This is a genomic window from Vibrio sp. Vb2131, assembly GCF_033338535.1.
Lineage (GTDB): Bacteria > Pseudomonadota > Gammaproteobacteria > Enterobacterales > Vibrionaceae > Vibrio > Vibrio alginolyticus.
This window is the reverse complement of record NZ_JAWOSW010000013.1, coordinates 84,007-107,602: the sequence shown is the minus strand read 5'-3', so window position 1 is coordinate 107,602 and position 23,596 is coordinate 84,007. Positions and strand designations below refer to the sequence as shown.

General features: G+C 45.4%; 19 protein-coding genes. 16 read left to right on the top strand and 3 right to left on the bottom strand.

Features of this window, described 5'->3' with window-relative positions; translation table 11 throughout:
* Nucleotides 1-49: 49 nt before the first annotated feature.
* A complete protein-coding gene (prmB, locus tag R7E38_RS14900; RefSeq protein WP_213907162.1) occupies nt 50-982 on the top strand; it encodes a 50S ribosomal protein L3 N(5)-glutamine methyltransferase in 933 nt (310 codons plus the stop codon).
* Nucleotides 983-1,161: 179 nt separating this feature from the next.
* On the top strand, nt 1,162-2,247 hold the full coding sequence (gene aroC, locus R7E38_RS14895; protein WP_017820803.1) for a chorismate synthase: 1,086 nt from the start codon (nt 1,162-1,164) through the stop codon (nt 2,245-2,247).
* A 223-nt stretch (nt 2,248-2,470) separates the two neighbouring features.
* Here the strand turns inward: aroC and R7E38_RS14890 are convergent, their stop codons facing one another.
* Nucleotides 2,471-3,094 (bottom strand): trimeric intracellular cation channel family protein, encoded by a 624-nt coding sequence (locus R7E38_RS14890; protein WP_005380544.1) that lies wholly within the window; start codon nt 3,092-3,094, stop codon nt 2,471-2,473.
* A 332-nt stretch (nt 3,095-3,426) separates the two neighbouring features.
* Between R7E38_RS14890 and R7E38_RS14885 the strand changes: the two genes are divergently transcribed.
* The 3 genes from R7E38_RS14885 to R7E38_RS14875 all read left to right on the top strand — a co-directional run bounded on the left by R7E38_RS14885 (nt 3,427) and on the right by R7E38_RS14875 (nt 4,917).
* Nucleotides 3,427-3,957, top strand: a complete 531-nt coding sequence (locus tag R7E38_RS14885) for an elongation factor P hydroxylase (RefSeq protein WP_005380546.1) — start codon at nt 3,427-3,429, stop codon at nt 3,955-3,957.
* A 25-nt stretch (nt 3,958-3,982) separates the two neighbouring features.
* Nucleotides 3,983-4,246, top strand: a complete 264-nt coding sequence (locus R7E38_RS14880; protein WP_017635933.1) for a YfcL family protein — start codon at nt 3,983-3,985, stop codon at nt 4,244-4,246.
* 146 nt (nt 4,247-4,392) lie between these two features.
* Nucleotides 4,393-4,917 carry an NADPH-dependent FMN reductase gene (locus R7E38_RS14875; protein WP_005380552.1) on the top strand — a complete coding sequence of 175 codons (525 nt, stop codon included), beginning with the start codon at nt 4,393-4,395 and terminating at the stop codon, nt 4,915-4,917.
* A 75-nt stretch (nt 4,918-4,992) separates the two neighbouring features.
* Here the strand turns inward: R7E38_RS14875 and mnmC are convergent, their stop codons facing one another.
* Nucleotides 4,993-7,011 carry a bifunctional tRNA (5-methylaminomethyl-2-thiouridine)(34)-methyltransferase MnmD/FAD-dependent 5-carboxymethylaminomethyl-2-thiouridine(34) oxidoreductase MnmC gene (mnmC, locus tag R7E38_RS14870; protein ID WP_017820802.1) on the bottom strand — a complete coding sequence of 673 codons (2,019 nt, stop codon included), beginning with the start codon at nt 7,009-7,011 and terminating at the stop codon, nt 4,993-4,995.
* A gap of 128 nt (nt 7,012-7,139) precedes the next feature.
* Between mnmC and fabB the strand changes: the two genes are divergently transcribed.
* The 10 genes from fabB (at nt 7,140) to purF (ending at nt 21,122) form a co-directional block, all read left to right on the top strand.
* Nucleotides 7,140-8,351, top strand: a complete 1,212-nt coding sequence (gene fabB / locus R7E38_RS14865; RefSeq protein ID WP_005380557.1) for a beta-ketoacyl-ACP synthase I — start codon at nt 7,140-7,142, stop codon at nt 8,349-8,351.
* A 340-nt stretch (nt 8,352-8,691) separates the two neighbouring features.
* Complete coding sequence (locus R7E38_RS14860; RefSeq protein WP_017820801.1) at nt 8,692-9,825, top strand: 4-phosphoerythronate dehydrogenase; 1,134 nt, start codon at nt 8,692-8,694, stop codon at nt 9,823-9,825.
* Nucleotides 9,822-10,835, top strand: coding sequence for an aspartate-semialdehyde dehydrogenase (locus R7E38_RS14855; RefSeq protein WP_005380562.1), 1,014 nt, complete (start codon nt 9,822-9,824; stop codon nt 10,833-10,835). The genes R7E38_RS14860 and R7E38_RS14855 overlap by 4 nt, the downstream gene beginning before the upstream one ends.
* 197 nt (nt 10,836-11,032) lie before the next feature.
* Nucleotides 11,033-15,040 carry a FimV/HubP family polar landmark protein gene (locus R7E38_RS14850; RefSeq protein WP_226083884.1) on the top strand — a complete coding sequence of 1,336 codons (4,008 nt, stop codon included), beginning with the start codon at nt 11,033-11,035 and terminating at the stop codon, nt 15,038-15,040.
* A 142-nt stretch (nt 15,041-15,182) separates the two neighbouring features.
* Nucleotides 15,183-15,977 carry a tRNA pseudouridine(38-40) synthase TruA gene (truA, locus tag R7E38_RS14845; RefSeq protein WP_226083885.1) on the top strand — a complete coding sequence of 265 codons (795 nt, stop codon included), beginning with the start codon at nt 15,183-15,185 and terminating at the stop codon, nt 15,975-15,977.
* Nucleotides 15,978-16,174: 197 nt separating this feature from the next.
* Complete coding sequence (accD, locus tag R7E38_RS14840; RefSeq protein WP_206954218.1) at nt 16,175-17,101, top strand: acetyl-CoA carboxylase, carboxyltransferase subunit beta; 927 nt, start codon at nt 16,175-16,177, stop codon at nt 17,099-17,101.
* A 46-nt stretch (nt 17,102-17,147) separates the two neighbouring features.
* Entirely contained in the window at nt 17,148-18,410 is a 1,263-nt protein-coding gene (gene folC, locus R7E38_RS14835; RefSeq protein ID WP_017820798.1) for a bifunctional tetrahydrofolate synthase/dihydrofolate synthase, read from the top strand.
* Between the two features lie 14 nt (nt 18,411-18,424).
* A complete protein-coding gene (locus R7E38_RS14830) occupies nt 18,425-19,018 on the top strand; it encodes an SPOR domain-containing protein (protein ID WP_017820797.1) in 594 nt (197 codons plus the stop codon).
* A 61-nt stretch (nt 19,019-19,079) separates the two neighbouring features.
* Complete coding sequence (locus R7E38_RS14825) at nt 19,080-19,571, top strand: CvpA family protein (protein WP_005380590.1); 492 nt, start codon at nt 19,080-19,082, stop codon at nt 19,569-19,571.
* A 36-nt stretch (nt 19,572-19,607) separates the two neighbouring features.
* Entirely contained in the window at nt 19,608-21,122 is a 1,515-nt protein-coding gene (gene purF, locus R7E38_RS14820; RefSeq protein WP_005380592.1) for an amidophosphoribosyltransferase, read from the top strand.
* Between the two features lie 66 nt (nt 21,123-21,188).
* On the opposite strand, the gene R7E38_RS14815 is transcribed toward purF, so the two are convergent.
* Nucleotides 21,189-22,064, bottom strand: coding sequence for a LysR family transcriptional regulator (locus R7E38_RS14815; RefSeq protein ID WP_005384959.1), 876 nt, complete (start codon nt 22,062-22,064; stop codon nt 21,189-21,191).
* A 289-nt stretch (nt 22,065-22,353) separates the two neighbouring features.
* Between R7E38_RS14815 and R7E38_RS14810 the strand changes: the two genes are divergently transcribed.
* Nucleotides 22,354-23,460, top strand: coding sequence for a response regulator (locus R7E38_RS14810; protein WP_005380606.1), 1,107 nt, complete (start codon nt 22,354-22,356; stop codon nt 23,458-23,460).
* The last annotated feature ends 136 nt before the right edge of the window (nt 23,461-23,596 follow it).

Genomic DNA, 23,596 nt, shown 5'->3' with positions numbered 1-23,596 from the left:
TCATTAATAAACTTTATTGGCAGTATTGTAGCGCTTTTCGGAGGCAATTTTGGATAAGATTTTTGTAGAAGAAGCGGTATCGGAACTGCATACCCTTCAAGATATGATTCGTTGGACGGTAAGCCGCTTTAATGCAGCGAACCTGTTTTACGGTCATGGTACTGATAATGCGTGGGATGAAGCAGTTCAGCTTATCCTGCCAACCTTATACTTGCCGATTGATGTGCCTCCGCACGTATTGAACTCTCGCCTAACGACAAGCGAGCGTCTGCGTATTGTTGAGCGCGTAGTAAAACGCATCAACGAGCGTACGCCAACAGCATACCTAACAAACAAAGCATGGTTCTGCGGTCTTGAGTTCTTCGTTGATGAGCGTGTACTTGTGCCACGTTCTCCTATCGGCGAATTGATTCAAGCGGAATTCCAACCTTGGTTGGTGGAAGAGCCTACGCGCATCATGGACCTATGTACGGGTTCTGGTTGTATCGCGATTGCTTGTGCGCACGCTTTCCCTGAAGTAGAAGTGGATGCTATCGACATCTCTACAGATGCTCTACAAGTGGCTGAGCAAAACGTACAAGATCACGGCATGGAGCAGCAAGTGTTCCCAATTCGCTCTGATTTGTTCCGTGATCTTCCAAAAGAGAAATACAATCTAATCGTGTCCAACCCACCATATGTGGATGAAGAAGACATGAACAGCCTGCCAGATGAGTTCACGCATGAGCCTGAGCTTGGGCTAGCTGCGGGTACGGATGGTCTAAAACTAGTGCGTCGTATTCTTGCTAACGCGCCAGATTATCTAACAGATAACGGCATTCTTATTTGTGAAGTCGGAAACTCAATGATTCATATGATGGAACAGTACCCAGAGATTCCATTTACTTGGATTGAGTTCGAGAACGGCGGTCATGGCGTGTTTATGCTAACGCGTGACCAGCTGGTTGAGTGTGCAGAAGAGTTTAAACTGTACAAAGACTAATAGAGTCTTGCACTAAACATCAAAACACCGAGCTTTATGCTCGGTGTTTTTTTATGCATACCTCGCCGATATTAACTCTTTACATCAAAACGTAATAAAGCCACTATGAATCCACGAAGAATTGGAAAGCAGCTATGCTCTGTTTTGAGAGAGCGTGGCGATAAAAACTTGAGGAAGTAATGGCAGGAAACAGTATCGGACAACATTTCCGAGTGACGACATTCGGGGAAAGTCACGGTATCGCACTGGGATGTATCGTAGACGGATGTCCTCCGGGGTTGGAAATTACAGAAGCAGATCTACAAATTGATCTCGACCGCCGTCGTCCAGGCACATCACGTTACACCACACAACGTCGTGAACCGGATGAAGTTAAAATTCTTTCTGGCGTTTTTGAAGGCAAAACCACGGGCACATCGATCGGTTTGCTAATTGAAAACACCGATCAGCGCTCAAAAGACTACTCTGACATCAAAGATAAGTTCAGACCGGGTCATGCTGATTACACTTACCACCAAAAATATGGCATCCGCGACTATCGCGGTGGCGGCCGTTCTTCAGCTCGTGAAACCGCAATGCGTGTGGCTGCTGGTGCAATCGCGAAGAAATACTTAAAAGATGAGTTTGGTGTTGAGATTCGTGCTTACTTGTCACAAATGGGTGATGTATCTATCGACAAGGTAGATTGGAACGAAATCGAGAACAATGCATTCTTCTGCCCTGATGCTGACAAAGTAGAAGCATTTGACCAACTTATCCGTGACCTGAAAAAAGAAGGCGACTCTATTGGCGCAAAAATCCAGGTTGTGGCAACTAACGTGCCTGTTGGTCTTGGGGAACCCGTATTTGACCGTTTGGATGCAGACATCGCGCACGCACTAATGAGCATAAACGCGGTGAAAGGCGTGGAAATCGGAGACGGTTTCGACGTGGTAAACCAAAAAGGCAGTCAGCACCGTGATACGCTTGCTCCTGAAGGTTTTGGTAGTAATCATGCGGGTGGCATTCTTGGCGGTATCTCGACTGGTCAAGACATTGTCGCTAACATTGCGCTTAAGCCAACATCAAGTATCACTGTGCCGGGTGAGACCATCACAAAAGAAGGTGAACCAACTCAGTTGATCACCAAAGGTCGTCATGACCCATGTGTGGGTATTCGTGCTGTGCCTATCGCAGAAGCGATGCTGGCAATTGTGGTGATGGATCATTTACTACGCCACCGTGGTCAAAACCATGGCGTAACAACTGAAACACCGAAGATTTAAGAGCTTTGTGTCATTCCAGCGAGCTATAGCGAGACTAGGAATCTAATTTCAGCACGATGAAAAGAGAAAGAAACATCTCTGACAACAGAGTGCTCGGATAATAGATCCTGAATCATGCTCCTTCGTCGCTGTTCAGGATGACTGAATATAAAATTATGCCACTCACTGAATCGCGGGTGGCACAATTTTATCAGGCAACCTTTTTTGTTTAAGTAGTTTTTGCTTAATGAATCGAGCCTTCGGTTTCCAAATGGAAAGAAGGCAGACGCCACTTAAAGCGCACTGCAGCCATACGCAGCATGTAACCAGTAACCAGTGTAATGATCGTGGCAGTGACATCGGGAACATTAAATTCTAATAGCGCTAAGTACATTCCTGATGCGATAAGAGCGACAGAAGCGTAAAGCTCTTCATGCAGTACCAATGGTGTTTGGCGACAGATTAAGTCACGAAGTAGCCCACCGAATACACCAGTTACTAACGCTGAAACCATACAAATACCAGGGTGCAAGCCCATGCCCATCGCAATTTTTGTTCCGATGATACTAAACACGATTAAACCTAGTGCATCGAGGCGAATGAACAGACCTTTCAGCTTAATCACCCATTTCGCTAAACCTGTTGTTAGCACACCTGCAACACACGTAATTGCAAGGAACTCTGGGTTTTTTACCCAACCAAGAGGGTAGTGGCCTAATAGAATGTCACGTACGGTGCCACCACCAATGGCCGTTGCGCTGGCCACCAACATAACACCAAACCAGTCCATCTTTCTTCTACCAGCACTTAACGCACCTGTCATGGCTTCAGCCGTGATACCAATGATATACAACACACTTAGCAACATAGGGAAACACTCAACGTAAAAAGTCACTACGTTCTACGAGAATCAGCGTAGGCGAAGTAACAACACTTACAAACGGTTCTATCTCTCTTAAAAAGTGATTAAAACCAGCAACATGCTTGTAATCAAACGGCTTAAAAATAGCGGTTTGAACGGCATCAAAATAAGGCGAGAGTGTAGTGGTAAATAAGTACGCTGACGAATGAGAAATTGTATGGAGAAAGCGATGTTCAGATAAATTCAACTAATAACCAAAAATGTGGGGTTGCCTTTACCTCATAGCTAAAAACAGCGACAATATGCAGCGCATGTCAAACTGAAGTACAAACTCGACGATGACCCACGAATACCAAGACTTAATCACCATTTTTAATGACACCTTTTTAGAACAATTTAATACGAAATTAGAGTTAGGTGGTGATGAGCCTATTTATCTTCCTGCTGATGATGAACACCCTCATCATCGGATTATTTTTGCTCGGGGTTTTTACGCCTCTGCTTTACACGAGATCTCGCATTGGTGTGTGGCTGGTCCAGAGCGTCGTTTGCTGGAAGATTTTGGTTATTGGTATGAACCTGATGGGCGAACAGCAGAAGTTCAAGCGGAGTTTGAGAAAGTTGAAGTGCGACCTCAAGCTTATGAATGGATTCTGGCACAAAGCGCTGGCTTCCCTTTTACGGTGAGTTGTGACAATCTACACGGCGATTTTGAACCAGATAGGCTCGGCTTTATGAAAAAAGTGCATAAAGAAGTGCTAGGTATTTTGGACGTTGGCTTGCCTTTGCGAGTGAAAATGCTTTCTGATGCCCTGCGCGCATTTTATCAAACTAAGCCACTGGAAGCGTCGGACTTTTGCGTTAAATAACCACTAATAACCTCAGAGATACACCATGATTATTGAATTTGAAGAAAAACTACTGGAACTGATTGATGCTCGAATTGAAACAGCATCTGACGATGAATTGTTTGCTGGTGGTTATTTACGTGGTCACATCTCTTTATCCGCGGCGTCTTGTGAAGAAGAAGGGATTAGCGATATTACTGAGCTGAAGTCACGCATTGAGAGCAGCTTAGAAAATGCGCGTACCGAGTTAAGCCCGGCCGATCGCGTGATTGTCAGTGATTTGTGGCAGGAGCTCCAGGCTCAGGCTTAGTCCCTAAGCAGCGTTCTCCCTTTATTTAATCCTAGTCATTTACTACTTCGAAAAATTCGAACCTCTCCATAAAATTTTTGTGGTTGTAGCGAAACTGTTCAACTTTTATTCTGATCAGCATAAAACGTGAACAAAGGATTACAACCATGAAAATTGTCGCATTTGGTGCATCTACCAGCTCTACCTCAATCAACAAACTACTTGCTACATACGCAGCAAATCAAGTCGAAGGCGCTCAAGTGAATGTTCTAGACTTAAACGATTATCAAGCGCCAATGTTTAGCGAGGACAAAGAGAAAGAAATAGGTCAAGCTGAAGGGGCTGTCGCGTTTTTACGTGACTTGGCGGAGGCTGACGCTCTCGTTGTTTCCTTCGCAGAGCACAACGGTTCGTACCCAGCGGCCTATAAAAACTTGTTCGATTGGGCGACGCGCATTGAGCGTAATGTATTTCAAAACAAACCTGTCGTTTATTTAGCAACTTCCCCAGGTCCCGGTGGTGCGCAAAGTGTTCTTGCGGCGGCGACAGGTTCTGCACAATTTTTTGGCGCGGATGTAAAGGCATCGTTATCTGTGCCGAGCTTCTACGAAAATTTTGACGTGGAATCGGGTAAGGTTGTAAACCCAGAAGTGGCAGAGCAAGTGAAACAGGCAGTTGCACTGCTGAAGTAATCTCAGTACGAGCGACTTAATGAGTTAGCGATTCCCGACACGTGTCTGTGTCGGGAATCAAAACAGAGAATACTCTTACAGCTCGGTAATGGCTTTGCCTTTTCTTAGTTTACGAACCCACATTCGACTTGGGTGAAGTTCGGTCAATACATCAACCGGTAATGGCAGCGGGTCCCCACAGATCTGGGAGGCCAACACTTCAGCTAATAATGGTGCAGAGCTCAGTCCACGAGATCCTAAACCTAAGAAGCAGAATAGGTTAGGGTACTGATGAATGGTTTCTACCTCTTCTTCTTTTTGATTTTGTAAGTTGGTGTATTGCGTTTTGATCGTCTCAAAGTCACCCACATTTCCGACAAATGGTAAGTGATCTCGGCTAACACAACGAATACCTTGGCGAGATTGATTACCAGTGATATCTACCTCTTTTGCCCATGTTTGATTCGGTACACATTTCACTAGCTTTTCTGCATTATCTTTTTGGGCGTTTTCATCAAATTCGTAGTCAAGGTGACTGCGGTCGTAGCTTGCACCGATACACAAGTGTTGATTACTTGGGTTAACAGGTGTCATGTAACCGTCGTAACACAACACCGTTTTCAGCTGACTCAGCGTTTCGGTTGCTGGCGCATGACTGACTTGTCCTTTCACCTGCCCCATTGGGAGGGAAGCGGTTTGACTCAATGTCTGGAACTCATGGCCGTTCGCAATCACAACCGTTGAGTGCTCAAATGTTTGACCACTCGCTGTTAGTAGCCAGAGCTGACGCTTTTCATCCCAATCTAATGCCTCAACATGGTGTTCAAACTTCGTTGAGAGTAACGACGTCTTCTCCAATTGTTTTATTAACCCACGAGTTAACTCGGCAGGGCACAGCCACCCTCCCATTGGGTAGTGCACAGATGCCATATCAATAGGTAACCCGATAGTGTTCGCAGTCTCCTCGGCGGACAGCTTGTGAATGAGCTCTGGTGTGAAGTTACCCGCAAGTATTTTCTCCAGTTTGTCTGTGGATTTGTCATCCCACATCAACTGAGTTACGCCACACCAGTCATGATCAAAATCGATCTCTTGTGCTGCTTGTTCAACAAACTGACGTGCGAACAAAAATGCAGGAGCAAACACACGCGAAACGCCAGTATGGGGACCGTTCAACAATGGATACACGGCCCCTTGACGATTACCCGACGCTCCTTTGGCTGGTTGTTTGTCTTTACAGTAAAGGGTGACGTTTTGGCCACGACGAACTAACGTTTTCGCTAACGCCGCGCTGGCTATACCACCGCCAATGATGGCAATCGAATCAAGATTGCTAGATGCTGTGCGATTGAACCAAGGGAGATGGTTCGACTGCTTTTCACGTTGCTCCATAGAGCCGGCGATCATTTCTCGCTTAGTGCCGAAACCTTTCACCTTTTTCATTGTAAAGCCAGCTTCGTTCAAACCACGACGTACAAAGCCTGCTGCGGTAAACGTGGCAACTGTACAATCTTGCTTGGCTAGCTTTGCCATGTTGTTGAACAGGCCTTGGTTCCACATCTCTGGGTTTTTGCTTGGCGCGAATCCATCTAAGAACCAAGCATCAATCAAACCTTGTTCGTTGTATGGGACTTGCGGCATGCAGTCTTTAATGTCACCAAACCAAAGGTCGAGTGTGATTGCGCCGTCTTCTAAAACGATGCGATGACACTCCGGCACAGCGGCAGGGTAGTGCTTTTGTAACTTTTCCGCGTATTCAGCTAGCTCAGGCCAAGCTTCATGCGCCTTCTTTAAATCGGCTTTGCTTAATGGGTATTTTTCAAAGCTAATAAAATGCAGCTCTTTCAATGTTGCGTCCGGATGCTGACGACGAAACTCACTAAACCACTGGCATACTGCTAAGAAGTTTAATCCCGTGCCAAATCCTGTTTCACCAATGACAAAACGTCTTTGGTCAAATTCCTGCCATCTTTCTGGGAGATGATTTTGTTTTAAGAAAACGTAGCGTGTCTCTTCAAGACCGTTTACGTTAGAGAAGTAAACATCATCAAATTGGTCTGAAACCGGAGTACCAGCTTCGTTCCAACCAAGTTCTGCGTTTTTTATTGAAGTCATAATGGTGCAAATTTGTGATTTGGCGCGGTAAGAATGGGGCGATTGTACGAATTTATGGGAAAGCTGACCACTTTTGTTGACTATCTTAGTTATCATCTAGCGGATTTTTGAATTATAGGAATGTCATAATGAAACGAGTCGTAATCACCGGTATGGGTATTGTTTCAAGTATCGGTAACAACGTCGAAGAAGTTCTAGCGTCTCTTAAAGCGGGCAAATCTGGCATCACTGCATCTGAGCAGTTCAAAGAACACGGTCTTCGTTCGCAAGTATGGGGTGATCTAAAAATCAACCCGGCGGAACACATCGACCGTAAGCAGATGCGCTTTATGGGTGATGCGGCTGCTTATGCATACCTATCAATGGAGCAGGCAATCGCAGACGCTGGTCTTACAGAAGAGCAGGTTTCAAACGATCGTACCGGTATCGTTGCAGGTTCTGGCGGTGCTTCTGCATACAATCAAACGGTAGCGACAGACACGATGCGCGCCAAAGGCGTAAAGCGAGTTGGTCCTTACATGGTTCCTCGTACTATGTCTTCTACTGTTTCTGCTTGTCTTGCTACGCCATTTAAGATTCGTGGCGTGAACTACTCAATGAGCTCTGCATGTGCAACATCTGCACACTGTATCGGCCATGCTATGGAGCTTATTCAACTAGGCAAACAAGATATTGTTTTTGCTGGTGGCGGCGAAGAGCTAGATTGGTCTCAAACTATGATGTTTGATGCGATGGGCGCACTGTCAACCAAATACAATGACACGCCAGACAAAGCATCTCGTACATACGATGCAGACCGTGACGGTTTTGTTATCTCGGGCGGCGGCGGCATGCTGGTTATTGAAGAACTAGAGCACGCACTGGCACGTGGTGCGAAAATCTACGGTGAAATCGTAGGTTACGGTGCGACATCAGATGGCTACGACATGGTAGCGCCATCAGGTGAAGGCGCAATTCGTTGTATGAAGATGGCGATGCAAGACGTTGATGGTGTGGATTACATCAACACGCACGGCACATCGACACCAGTTGGTGACGTGAAAGAGCTTGGTGCTATCCAACAATTGTTTGGTGAGAACAGCCCTGCAATCTCTGCAACAAAAGCAATGACTGGCCACGCACTCGGCGCAGCGGGCGTGCACGAAGCGATTTACTCAACACTTATGCTAGACAAAAACTTCATTGCTCCAAGCATCAATATTTCAAACTTGGACGAAGCAGCACAAGGTCTGGACATCGTGACAGAAGCACGTGATGCAGAGCTAACGACCGTAATGTCAAACAGCTTTGGCTTTGGCGGCACAAACGCAACTTTGGTTATTAAAAAGTACCAAGGTTAACTGAATTTGTTGGCGCCTTGCGAGAGTACTGTAAACGCCAACAATCCAGTTTCCAGAGCTTGATCAGTCACACTGATCGAACAGACGCAGACTCTATCCCATGGAGAGCGGGATAGGATCCTTTTGTTCTGGAACTTTGCCCGGCTATTTAGCCGGGCTTTTTCTTTTCTCTGTTTCTGCTTTTCTCTAGGCTTCCCGTCAATCGATTCTATAGGAGTTACCTCCTTGAGGTTTATTGGTGTTATATCTTGAGATTTTTCGGGAAAAGGGCACAATCGCTTTAGTTTCGCATCTTGCGAATAAACGAACTCTTACAAATGGATGTTAGAACGCTGGCGCTATGAAAATTATTGTTGATGAAAATATGCCGTATGCTGAAGAGCTATTCAGCCAACTCGGTAACGTAATTCTAAAACCAGGTCGTACACTGACCGCCGATGATTTAGTGGATGTTGATGCCCTAATGATTCGCTCAGTCACCAAAGTTAATGCTGACCTGATCAGCAAAGCAAACAAGCTGAAGTTTGTTGGTACGGCCACGGCAGGCATGGATCATGTTGACCAAGCACTCTTAAAAGAGAAAGGCATTTTCTTCACTGCGGCGCCAGGGTGTAACAAAGTGGGTGTGGCGGAATACGCGTTCAGCGTGATGATGGTGCTCGCTCAGCAACAAGGTTTCTCGGTATTTGACAAGACGGTAGGTATTATTGGTGCAGGCCAAGTAGGTAGCTACCTAGAGAAATGTTTGAAAGGCATGGGTATGAAAGTTCTCATCAATGACCCATTCAAACAAGAGTCTGGTGATCCTCGTAGCTTTACTCCGTTGACAGAACTGATTGAAAGCTCAGACATCATTACACTACATACGCCAATCACCAAAGATGGCCCATACCCAACGCATCATTTGATTGATGAGAAGGTATTAAATGGTCTCCGCAGCGATCAAATTTTGATTAACGCGGCTCGAGGTCCCATCGTTGACAACGCTGCTTTGAAGCAACGTCTTTTGAAAAATGATGGCTTTACAGCGGCACTCGACGTATTTGAATTTGAACCAGAGGTTGATATGGAGCTTCTGCCTCTGCTAGCATTCGCAACCCCTCACGTTGCAGGCTACGGCTTGGAAGGGAAAGCTCGCGGTACAACGATGATTTTCAACAGCTACTGTGAGTTCTTAAATAACGAATTACGTGCGCATGCCAGCGATTTACTGCCAACCGCGCCTGTTCCTACTATGGTATTGGACAGAGCTTGGGACGAAGCAACACTGCATAACATCACGCAGTTAATCTATGATGTGCGTAGAGATGACGCTCTTTTCCGCCGTGAAATCAGTAAGCCAGGCGCTTTTGACCTGATGCGTAAAAACTACTGGGATCGCCGTGAATACAGCGCTGTCACGCTAGTGGGTAACAAAACATGTAACCTTGCTCCATTAGCAGAACTAGGTTTTCAGATTGAGGTAAGTCAATGAGCCAGCAATATAATGTTGCCATTTTAGGTGCGACCGGTGCGGTCGGTGAAACAATTTTGGATGTGCTTCAAGAGCGCAAATTCCCAGTAGGCGAAATCTTCCTACTCGCGAGTGAGCGCAGCGAAGGCAAGACTTATCGCTTCAATGGTAAAACGGTACGCGTTCAAAACGTAGAAGAGTTCGATTGGTCTCAAGCGCATATCGCACTGTTTTCTGCTGGTGGTGAGCTATCAGCCAAGTGGGCTCCAATTGCCGCTGATGAAGGCGTGATTGTTATCGACAATACATCACACTTCCGTTACGAGTACGACATTCCTCTTGTTGTGCCAGAAGTAAACCCAGAAGCGATTGCAGAGTTTCGTAACCGTAACATCATCGCGAACCCGAACTGTTCAACCATCCAAATGCTGGTGGCACTAAAACCAATTCACGATGCGGTGGGCATTGAGCGTATTAACGTATCAACTTACCAATCGGTGTCTGGTGCAGGCAAAGCGGGTATCGATGAGCTAGCAGGTCAAACGGCGAAGCTGCTAAACGGTCTGCCTGCAGACAAGAAGCAATTCTCTCAACAGATCGCGTTTAACTGTATTCCACAAATCGATCAAATGATGGAAAACGGCTACACCAAAGAAGAAATGAAAATGGTGTGGGAAACACAGAAGATCTTTAACGATCCATCAATCACAGTCAATCCAACGTGTGTACGTGTTCCTGTATTCTACGGTCACGCAGAAGCACTTCACATTGAGACTCGTTCACCTATCGATGCACAAGAAGTCGTTAACTTGCTTGAGCAAACTGACGGTATCGAAGTGTTCCACGGTGAAGACTTCCCTACACAAGTCCGCGATGCGGGCGGTAAAGACCATGTAATGGTTGGCCGTATCCGTAACGATATCAGCCATCATAGCGGCGTAAACCTGTGGGTTGTTGCTGATAACGTGCGTAAAGGCGCGGCAACTAACGCGGTGCAAATCGCAGAAGTTCTGATCCGCGATTACTACTAAGTCGCTTACAGTTCATTTCAAAGCCTCGCACAGTGCGAGGCTTTTTTGTACGAACGAAACAAAATAGTGTGAGATTAGTACGAATATGGCGAGAGCCACACATTTTTTATTCTCAACGCTATAGTTTTGCATGCGATATCCGATATATTTAACCGATCACCATTTCAAATTGTATTTAGCACAAAACTGAGCCTTCTATGCGTCAAAATTATAAGCGTTTGTTAGCAGCCCTTGTGTTGATGAGCGCGACTCAGACATCATCAGTGGTTCAAGCCGAAGGAATTCGTCTTGTTGGACCGTCTGGTGAAGTGCAATCATCTCCGAGCTATGCTGAAGATATTGAGCGAGCATTACCTGCTCCTCCTGCGAATACTCAACCGTCACGTTTCTTTGGTCCGACTGGTGAAAATCAAACACTATGGTCGATCGCTTCAGAATTACGACCTTCACGCGGTGTTACCGTTCAACAAACGCTTCTTGCCATTTACCGAATTAACCCTCAAGCGTTTGAGAACCAAAACATTCATGAATTGATCCCAGGGAGTCGGCTACGAGTACCTTCTCTAGAGCAAGTGCAAAGCGCGACCACAGCGCAAGCTGTTGCGATTATGAAGGCGCATGAAGCTAAGTTAAAACAGCCGAAGCCGACAAATAGAGCGACGCCAGCACAACGAGTCACCGAGCAACCAAAGCCACAAATTAAAGTAGAACCCAAGCCTGCGACTAAGCCAGAGACAGTGGCAGCAAAGGAGCCAAAACCAACTCCGAAAACAATACCCGTCATCCCTGCGCCACCAGTAACCACCTCTCCGCAGGGTGAAAAGCAGGTCAGTGCGCTGAAGGACAAACTTCAAGGCTCACAAAGTGAATTAGAGTCATTAGAAGAGAAGAACCATCGTCTTCGATTGATGCTGTCAGAAGTGCAAAGCGAAGTCGAAACTTTGAAAAGCGAGTTGAATGACGAAGAACGCATTCGCTCAGAAGTCGAGAAGCTGCTTGCTGAAGAGCGCCAACGCCTTGCTGAACAACAGCGCATGCAACCAAGCACCATGGACAAAATTTTGTCTAATGGTTGGCTCGTTGGTCTTGCGGCATTAATTCCTGGTGCTTTGATTGCGTTGCTAGTTGTTATGCTTCTTGGCCGACGCTCTAAAGCGAAAGAGGAAGAAGCGGCTGCGCAGGAACAGCAAAACGTTGATCCTCTTGCGGCGCCAATCGGTTTAGCGGCGGCGGATGAGCTGGATGAAGAGCTCACGCTTGATGATGAATTGTTTGCAGATGAAGATATCAACGCACAGTCTTTACAAGAAGAGAAGTCAGATTTAGAAGAAGACGTCTTTGCTAACCTCGACGATGAAGAACTTGATTTCAATCTGGAAGGGGACGATGACCCATTTGCAGATATTGGCGATGACGGTGACCTAGATGTTGGTCTGGATGAGTTTGAGTCATCGAACAATGGTATCCAAGTCAACGGCGAAGAAAAGGCGCTTGGTTTAGAAGAAATGGAGCGAGCCTTAGATGAGGTTGCTCCAGAACTAGAAGTGCTCGATGACGATGAGTCTGGCTTCGATCTTTCGGATGATGCGAATGAGAAATCAGACTCGCTTTCAGACGACGCATTTGCCGAGTTACTTGCAGCCGATGAGCCGTCAGAAGAGTTACCAAGTGACACTGTCGACCAGGATATGCTTGATGACTTGTTTGCTGAACTTGGCAACGATGACTTCGATTTAGATACTGATGAGCCTGAGTTAAAACAGCCCGTTTCGGATGATGACTTTAGTGTAGGAGAGGCATCTGACGACGATATCGATAAGCTATTGGCCCAGTATGAACAACCGGCTAGTGAATCGGAAGTTCGAGAAGCTGACGCCAATGAAGGTCCTGTTCTAGATGAAAACAGTACAGAGCTACTCGATGAACTCATTGATTTTGATGAAGATGACACAGACGAGTTTGATCCACTAAACGAGCTAGAAGCAATCTCTGGTTTTGAAGGTGATGACTCGATCGAAGAGTTAGACGCAGATAGCACAGACTTACTGGACGAACTCATTGATGATGTTACCTCTGAACTTGATGAAGAGACTGAAGCTGATTTAGATCCGTTTGATGATCTGATTCGAGAGGACGAGAGCCCAGAGCAGAATAAATCGGAAGAGGAAGAGTTACTGAAATCACTTGGTTTTGGTGAGCCAGACGCCGACGAAAAGCCATCTCCCGTAGTTGGGTCAGAACAAACTCATGAAGATCAGGACATTGAGTCTGGGTTGGACATCGACGCTTTATTAAGTGAAAGCCAGCCAGACACGCAACAAGCTGTAGAAGATCAACCATTAACCGAGCCAGAGGCTGCCTCAGAGCCATTTAGCAGCGATGAATTTCTTGGTGATTTAGAGGACCTCTCACCAGAGAATGATCCTTTAATGAGCGAGCTAGACGACCTATTTGAGTCAGACAGTGAAGAACTTCTGCCAACAGAACAAGAAAAAGCGGATTTTTCTGCTGAACTTGACGCTCTATTTGATAGTGAAGACGATTTACCGCAGCAAGTTGAAAAAACACAAACGGAGATAGAGGAAGCTTCATCACTACAACAAGAGGCTACCGATACTGATTCAACACAAGAACCATCCGTGGAGTCCGATGCTGAGGTACAGCCTCACGTTGAGCAAGAGGAAGACATTCCAGCCTTCACGCCGACACCAAATACAATAGAAAATGAATTCGGTGTTCCACAAGAAGAAGATTGGCTACTGGATGAGCCTGAATTGGAGCCGGAAACTGAGTCGACCAACGATTCAGAAGAAGAATTCAATTTTGATGAGCTAGATCTTCCAGAATTCAGCGAAGAAGATGCTCTAGCATCTATGGCTGGCGAACCTGCGTTAGAAACGTCCGAGTCCGTTGAACCAGAACAAATTGAAGCCGACTTGCCAGCTGAGTCCGAAGAAGAGTTCAATTTTGACGAGCTGGATCTTCCTGAGTTTAGTGAAGAAGACGCATTGGCGTCCATGGCTGGCGAACCTGCGTTAGAAACGCCCGAGTCCGTTGAGCCAGAACAGGTTGAAGCAGACTTGCCAGCTGAATCAGAAGATGAATTCAATTTTGATGAGCTGGATCTTCCTGAGTTTAGTGAAGAAGACGCATTGGCGTCTATGGTGGATGAGCCGGAGTTAGAAACGTCCGAGTCCATTGAACTAGAACAAGTTGAAGCCGACTTGCCAACTGAGTCCGAAGAAGAGTTCAATTTTGATGAGCTCGATTTGCCAGAGTTCAGCGAAGAAGATGCCTTGGCGTCGATGGAAGAAGAGCCAGAATTACCGAGCTCTGAGACTGCAGATATAGAACCAATCTCCGGTGAGGATGAAGAGTTAAGTTTTGACGACCAAGATCTTCCAGAGTTCAATGAGGAAGATGTTCTCGCGTCAATGAACGAGGGTGCTTCAGGGAGCCCTAAGGTTGAAGCAGAGACATCGAGACCAGCTATTCAAGCCGATAACGATCATGATGCTTTGTTTGAAGTATTTGCGCAGCAAAACGGCTTTGATACTGACCCAGAAGTGCAGCCAACAGCGACAGAGGGTGAGCCGCTCAGTAATTTGGATGATGAATCATCAATGGCTAACCTTCTTGCGGAAGACGCAAACTCAGAAGTATTTGAAGGTAAACTAGACAGTGACACCATCGCAAGTGCAGGTATGGATTTTGAAACCATGCTTGATGTTGGAGATGATTGGGATGGCTTTAAACCCGCTGCTGATAACGTAAGTTCTACTGAAGAAGTGCCTGAGGACCAGCGTGATGTTTGGAATTCGAGTGATGCACTAAGTCAGCCAGAGATCGCGCAAGAAAACTGGGCAGAGCAAAGCGACTTGGATGACTTCGACCCGAAGAAAAATCAATTTATGACGATTGATGAATTGATGGCTCAGGTCGACAGAGAAGGTGGTGAGTTCGAAGAAGAAGACCTTAAGCTCGATGTCGGATTGAACGAGTTTCCAGATGTTATCGGTGAGATCGGCGATATTGACGTAGATAGCAATGCTGAAGCGGCTGGGAAACTGGATTTGGCTAAAATCTATCTCGAGATGAACGATTCTCAAGGGGCGATTAAACTACTAGAAGAGGCGATTGTTTACGGTGAGGATGATATTCGCCGCGAAGCAAAAAGCCTGATTGACGCCATTAATGGCCGATAAACCGAAACAAAAGGGTAGCGTTTGCTACCCTTTTTGTGTCCCGTTAGTAGGATGCTACCTTTATGTCACCCTTGGTGAAACTGGCAACTTGAGGTGACTTGAGTATATACTTCCCGCCCCATTTTAGAGTTCGAAGGTTAAGATGAGAATCGCATTAGGTATCGAGTACAACGGTACAAACTACTTTGGTTGGCAGCGCCAAAGAGAAGTGAAAAGTGTCCAAGAAGAGCTAGAGAAAGCATTGTCCGTCGTCGCTAATCACCCAGTTGAAGTTCAGTGTGCTGGTCGGACAGACGCAGGCGTGCATGGCACGGGACAAGTTGTGCACTTTGATACCAACGTTACTCGAAAAATGGTAGCTTGGACCATGGGCACAAACGCGAACATGCCGAGCGATATAGCGGTTCGTTGGGCTCAAGAAGTTTCAGATGATTTCCATGCAAGATTCTCAGCGACAGCGCGCCGTTATCGTTACATTATTTTCAATCATGCTTTACGTCCAGGCATCTTAAACTCGGGGGTTAGTCACTATCATGGTGAGCTCGACGAGAAAAAAATGCATGAAGCAGGGCAGTTCCTACTCGGCGAAAATGATTTTACGTCGTTTCGCGCGGCGCATTGTCAGTCTCGCAGTCCATTTCGAAACTTGATGCATCTGAACGTTACGCGCCATGGAAACTATGTGGTTATTGATATTAAAGCCAATGCGTTCGTGCATCATATGGTTCGTAATATCACGGGTAGCTTGATAAAAGTTGGACGTGGCGAAGAGAGTCCTGAATGGATCAAGTGGTTATTAGACGCCAAAGATCGCAAAGTAGCGGGTGCGACAGCGAAAGCGGAAGGTCTGTACCTGGTAGATGTAGACTACCCAGAAGAGTTTGGGTTACCTGAAGTGCCGATCGGTCCACTGTTTTTACCAGATAATTTGAACTAATTTTACAAACTTATTTCAAAATATCGGTAGTGTTTATATTGAATGTGAACGGAAAACATACGCTATTTACGATATCAAAAATAGGTACAACCAGTTTTTTATCTACAGTAGCTGCAAGATATGGTTTAATCCGTCGGTATTATGTCGAATTTATATCTTTCGCAATGAAGCGGAAGAGTTGAGAGAAAAGGTCTTCCATGAGTTGGCTTGAAAAGATTTTAGAGAAAAGCAATCTAGTAAGTTCACGCAAAGCTTCTATCCCAGAAGGTGTGTGGACTAAATGTACCTCTTGTGAACAGGTTTTATACCATGCTGAACTAGAGCGTAACTTAGAAGTTTGTCCAAAGTGTAACCATCACATGCGTATGAAAGCGCGTCGTCGTTTGGAAACATTTTTAGATGAAGGTAATCGAGTTGAATTAGGTTCCGAACTTGAGCCACAGGATAAACTGAAATTTAAAGATTCTAAGCGATACAAAGAGCGTATCTCTGCTGCACAAAAAAATAGCGGTGAGAAAGATGCGCTAGTTGTGATGCAGGGTGAATTGCTTGGTCTGCCGCTTGTGGCGTGTGCGTTTGAATTCTCCTTTATGGGTGGTTCAATGGGTTCAGTCGTTGGTGCTCGCTTTGTGAAAGCAGTGGATGCAGCCATTGAAAATAACTGTGCGCTTGTTTGTTTCTCAGCAAGTGGTGGTGCTCGTATGCAAGAGGCTTTAATGTCTCTTATGCAAATGGCAAAAACCAGTGCTGCGCTTGAGCGTTTATCAGAAAAAGGTCTGCCGTTTATTTCTGTTCTAACTGACCCTACAATGGGTGGTGTATCAGCAAGTTTGGCTATGTTAGGTGATATCAACATCGGTGAACCTAAGGCCCTCATTGGCTTTGCTGGTCGTCGTGTAATCGAGCAAACTGTACGTGAAGATCTTCCTGAAGGTTTCCAGCGTAGTGAGTTCCTACTTGATCACGGTGCTATTGATATGATCGTTGACCGTCGTGAAATGCGTCAGCGTGTGGGTGGTCTTATCGCTAAGATGACTAACCACAAGTCTCCTTTGGTGGTTTTGGTTAACGAATCTCCAAATGAAGAGCCATATTCTGTACCAGAAGCGGACGAAAAAGGGTAAAGTATCAACTAACATAAAAACCAAAGAATTTAATGGTTAAAGTTAGATGACCCAAAACCCAATTCCTCAAGCCACATCTTCATTAGAGATGTGGCTTGATTATTTAGCAAATATTCATTCCTCAGCAATTGATCTAGGCTTAGACCGTGTCCAAGCGGTAGCAAACAAAGCCAATCTTACCAAACCAGCTCCAACCGTAATCACCGTTGCCGGAACCAATGGCAAAGGCTCAACGTGTGCGTTAATGGAAGCCATTTTACTTGATGCTGGCTATTCAGTCGGTGTTTATAGTTCTCCGCACCTGATTCGTTACAACGAGCGTGTACGCATTAATGGCGTTGACGTTGTAGATGCCAAGCACTGTGAAGCATTCGATTATGTAGAAAAGCAGCGTGGTGATGTTAGCCTTAGCCTCTTTGAATTCGGTACGCTTGCTGCGCTACGTATTTTCCAAGTAGAGAAAGTTGACGTTGTCTTACTTGAAGTAGGACTTGGCGGCCGTCTAGACGCCACTAACGTTGTTGACCATGATGTTTCTGTTATTACGAGCTTAGCGATCGATCATGTGGATTGGCTTGGTGATGACATCAATGTTATTGGTTTTGAAAAAGCGGGCATTTACCGTTCAGGGAAGCCAGCAATTTGTGGTCAACCGACGCCACCAGCGACCGTGGCGGCTCATGCTGACGATATTGGTTCTGAGTTCTTCCAAGTAGGTATTCAGTACGATTACCAACTAACTGATAATGGTTGGAAATGGAGCAGTGGGGCATTTGAGTTAGAGGATTTACCAATCCCATCGCTACCATTACAAAATGCAGCCACTGCACTGATGGCACTAGGGGCTTCGGAATTGCAAATCACTGACATAAATATTGTCAATGGCTTGAATAATGCTCGTTTGGCGGGGCGTATGCAGGTACTGCATCACGAACCTGAAATAGTCCTTGATGTCGCTCATAACCCGCACTCTGCTGAGTATTTGGTAGAGAGAGTGAAGCAACAATATCTGGGTAAGAATATCCATATTGTGGTTGCAATGCTGCATGACAAGGACATTAAAGCAACCATTGAAGCTCTAACTCCAGTTGCAACACAATGGTATCCAGCGTCGCTTACTGGACCGAGAGCGGCGACCGCTGATGAATTGTGCCAATACTTACCTGATGGGCAAGTTCATTTTGAAAACCCTGTTGACGCCTTCGAGAGTGCGAGAAGCCACGCAAAGACAGGAGACGTTATTCTGGTGGTTGGCTCATTCCATACCGTCGGAGAGGTATTGGAACATTGGCAATCAAATAATAAATAAGTAAAGGTATTTTGATGGCAAGTAAATTCCAAAGTCGTTTAGTCGGCACCATCATTCTAGTCGCAGTCGGAGTCATTGTTCTTCCCGATGTGCTAGATGGTAAGAAACTGCACTACAAAGAAGAATTTGCCAGTATTCCTATCAAACCAGAACTTGATAGTGATGTGGAAAACTTCGAAATATTAGAGCCAGTGGAAGACGACATTACGTTACCGGATTCTCCGGTTGAAGCTGTAGTGCAAGAACGTGAGGATGCTCAAGTAGCCGTTTCTGAGCCCGAGCCAGCGCCAACATCTAAACCTGAGGTCATCAAACAACCAGAGCAAGTTGAGGTCGTCACTCGTCCTGTTCAAGAGAAAAATCAATATGAAGATTCAGCTTGGATCATTCAGTTGATGGCACTTAAGAATCACGAAAATGCTGTCGCGCTTGTCGCGGATTTGCAAAAGCGTGGTTATCAAGCTCACACAAAGAAAGAAAACGAGTTTACGAGAGTGATTGTTGGCCCTGATGTGTCAAAAAGTAAACTTGAACGACAAGTTCAAGAATTACAAAAAATTACAGGTTCAAAAGGTCAATTGCTTAAATTTAAGCCATTAAATCCATAAGAAAACGTTTGCGTCAGCATTTTTTCTGTTAAAATGCGCGCCAACTTAAGATGAAGAAAAGATGAATTGGATAGATTTTATCATTTTAGGTGTGATCGGATTTTCAGCTCTGATCAGTTTAGTTCGCGGTTTTGCTAAAGAAGCTTTGTCTTTGGTGATTTGGTTCGGAGCGTTTTTTATCTCCAGTAATTACTATGCCAAATTGGCGGTGTACTTCACCAACATCGAAGATGATATGTTTCGTAACGGAGCGGCGATTGCGGCGTTATTTGTCGCAACCTTGGTAGTTGGTGCAGTGGTGAATTACGTCATTGGTCAACTGGTACAAAAAACAGGGCTATCAGGTACGGACCGAATTCTCGGGATTGTATTTGGTGGTCTACGCGGAGTCTTAATTGTTTCTGCGGTGCTGTTTTTTATGGATGCGTTTACTGCATTCCCAAGCTCGGATTGGTGGAAAGATTCACAGTTGATCCCTGAGTTCAGCCGTATCATCGCCCCATTCTTCGAGCATTTACAAGCAACATCAAGTTTTCTGTCTGGCACTATCTAGTAGTGCCAGCTACTGTCGCAAATCGAGGATTAGGACATGTGTGGTATTGTTGGAATCGTGGGCACAACGCCTGTAAACCAGTCTATTTATGACGCGTTAACGGTGTTACAGCATCGTGGCCAAGATGCCGCTGGTATTTGTACCATAGAAAGCAATCGTTTTCGTCTGCGTAAGGCGAACGGTTTAGTCAAGGATGTATTTGAAGCAAGACACATGCAGCGCCTGCAAGGCGAGGTCGGAATTGGTCATGTTCGTTACCCTACAGCAGGCAGTTCAAGTGCTTCAGAAGCTCAACCTTTCTACGTAAACTCTCCTTTCGGTATTACACTTGCCCACAACGGTAACTTGACCAACGCTAACGAAGTTCGTCAGAAGCTGTTTGAAAAAGATCGCCGTCATATCAATACCACTTCAGACTCTGAAGTATTACTAAATGTACTGGCGCACGAAATTGACTCAGTAAAAGGAAATGTCACGACCGAAGACGTATTCCGCGCAGTCACCAATGTTCATCGCACAATTCGCGGTGCTTATGCTGTGACCGCCATGATCATTGGTCATGGTATGATTGCATTTCGTGACCCACACGGTATTCGCCCGCTGTGTTTAGGTAAGCGTGAAGTTAACGGCAGAGCAGAGTACATGGTTGCGTCTGAATCGGTGGCATTGGATGCGGTCGGTTTTGATTTCGTCCGTGATGTTGCACCTGGTGAAGCGATTTACGCAACGTTTGACGGTGAGCTTTACACGAAGCAGTGTGCAGATAATCCTAAGCTTAACCCTTGTATTTTCGAGTTCGTGTACTTTGCTCGTCCGGATTCGTTCATCGATAAAATTTCGGTATACAGCGCTCGCGTTGAAATGGGTAAAAAGCTGGGCGAACGTATTCGTGAAGATTACGCAAACCTTGATATCGATGTTGTCATTCCTATCCCTGAAACGTCTTGCGACATTGCACTGCAAATCGCTCAAGCGATCGATATCCCTTATCGCCAGGGTTTCGTGAAAAACCGTTATGTTGGACGTACGTTTATCATGCCTGGCCAGCAACAACGTAAGAAATCAGTACGTCGCAAGTTGAATGCTATTCGTTCGGAATTCAAAGGTAAGAATGTGTTGCTGGTGGATGACTCTATTGTTCGAGGTACAACGTCAGAGCAGATTATTGAGATGGCTCGTGATTCTGGTGCCAAGAAAGTGTACATGGTCTCAGCGGCTCCTGAAGTTCGTTTCCCGAACGTATACGGCATTGATATGCCAAGTGCTACAGAGCTTATTGCCCATGGCCGTGACAACGATACAATTTGTAAGCAGATTGGTGCCGATGCGCTTATTTATCAACGTCTAGAAGATTTGGTAGAGGCTGTAGGTCTTGGAAACCAAGACATTACTCAGTTCGATACTTCCGTGTTTAACGGCGAATACGTAACGGGTGATATCGACCAACAATACCTAGATTTCTTAGATGGTCTTCGTAATGATGATGCGAAAACACAACTTGAAATCCAACAGGATTTAGCAAACCTAGAGCTTCATAACGAAGGCGCATAGGATGCGCTTTCTTAAGTCGTAAAAAAACCAGAGCTTCGGCTCTGGTTTTTTGTTTTCGCTATCTAGTTAGTGAATGTTATAAGCGATCACAAAGTCAATAAAGAGGCGAACTTTCTCTGGCAGGTGGTCTTTGTGGTTGTAAAGCATATAAATGTCGCGCGGGTTTGCACTCCAATCTGGCAGTACGCGTACCAAATCGCCGCTCTCGATGTACTCTTTGATCATTACATCTGGCATTAGTGTGATGCCTAAACCTTCGGAACAAGCGCTGCGCACCACATTGAGCGCGTTTGCTTGAAAACGACCACGATCAACATTCACCACAGACTCGCCTTTGCTATTAATCAAGGTCCACTTAATAAGTGGGTACCCTTTTAGCAATGAATGGTTAGATAGCTCTTCTGCATGGTGTGGCGCAGGATTCGAGGTTAGATAGTCAGGGCTTGCAACGAGAATATCCTTCACTTCGCCAATCTTACGCGCGATGAGGCTAGAGTCGCGTTGCGGTCCCACTCGAAAAATTACATCCCATTCAGTAGGGTCAAGCTTGTCCGCATTATTCTCTGTCGTTAGCTCAATGTTGATGTCCGGGTACTGCTTCATAAAGCTGTTGAACATCGGCATCATCATTCGTTTAGTTAAGTTGTAAGGCGCGGATATCTTAATCTTGCCGGATGCTCCTCGGCAGTCGTCAGTGATTTCCTCTGCTGCGGTTGTTAGCCTTTGTAGTAAAGGAGAGCACTCATGGTAAAAACGTTCCCCTGCTTCAGTGAGCGAGAGTTTGCGAGCATGACGGTTCAATAGTCGAAGATTGACAGAGTCTTCTAGCGCTTGAATGCGTCGGGTGATGGTCGCAACCGGGATCATGGTTTTTCGCGAAGTTGCGGTGTAGCTCCCATTTTCGACAACCAGTCGAAACAGGTTTAAGTCATCTAATTTCATATTTCCAGACACATTAAATTACCGATTACGGTTAATTTATAATTAACTTTGTGATCAAAGCTTGCTTTAAGTCAACATGTTGCATCATTTGAACACAGCAACCCTGTTTGAGTAAATACTGTTATACGCCGTAATATTTGTATTAATGCAGTTTCCGAGCTAAGTTTTATAACAAGGCGAAGCGGCCTCAGGTCTTGCTGTGACACGTTTTGCTGGAAGTAAACACAACAAAAATAATGACTTAATAATAAATCTGTTTTTTTGACTGAGCTTTGTGAGGGATAAAGGTATGTTTAAGACTCACAGTCAAACGGCAATGGTCTCGGCACAGGAAGTGATTAATCAAAAACTAATAATGTTGGTGGACGATGATCCAATATTTCGTAAAGTAACCAATGCCTATTTAGAAAGTCAGGGTTTTAAAGTAGTAGAAGCAGAAAACGGCCTAGAAGCGCTTCAACAACTCAGGGAATGCCAACCCGATCTTATCTTATGTGATTTATCGATGCCGGTCTTAGATGGTATCGAGTTCGTCGAAGAAGTTAGTCTCGAATATCCATATATGCCGCTTATCGTGGTATCAGGCACGGATGAAATGTCCGATGTCGCGAAAGCGTTGCGATTTGGTATTAAAGATTTTCTTCCTAAACCGATAGGTAATTATGAGCACCTATCTCAGGCGATAGAGAATACGCTAGAAGATACCGATAGCCACTTCTCAGAACAACGTGACTTTTCAAGTCAGTGGTTCAGGGTTGATGATGGTGGTGAAATCCCAGATGAACAAGAGCTGTATTGGCATCTGGAATATTTACAACAGAATCCGAGTGCGGCAAGAGATTTACTGCAAGCTCTATTGCCAGAGAAGGATGCTGCTCAGGGAGATTGGCGCTGCTCGTACCGTTTATTGCAATCGACGGATGTGATGCCCTTGGTTTTCGATTATCGTTGGTTAATGAATGGTCAATTTGCGTTTTATCTCGTTGATTCTGCTTCCCAAGCTAATGATGGAGTTGCGACGACATTGCTCGTTAGGGCATTGTTTGACGATTATCTCCGTAACTTGAAAAGTTTCAGTGCTGATCTCAAGGACATGGTAGGGATCATTGAAAAAGGAATTGAGTGTTCGGAGTGTGCGGGTGCAGTCAATGCTGTGTTTGGTGTCGCCGACCTCGCTTCATCCTCGGTCTCTATATTGCCTGCGGGTTTAGATAGCCATTGGTCTGACGGAAATACGAATCAACACATCGCAGCAGGTAACCGTTTAGGGGGAGGAAGTATGAAAAACTTCATCACCCGCGATTTACCGCTTAGTGTTGCAGGACAGTTGTCCATCGGGTGTTTAGGTTCTTCAAGTTTTAGTTTAAGTATTACCCGGAAATCCCGACTAGTATAATTATGACTTGCAAACCAATAAGCAGCGTCCTGACGCTGCTTATTATCTTTTTAGAACCACCAAAACAACATACGTTTAGTTCAATAACCTTACTTTTTACTGGTGTTTAGATTTGGCTGTTTAATGTATAGTCAGC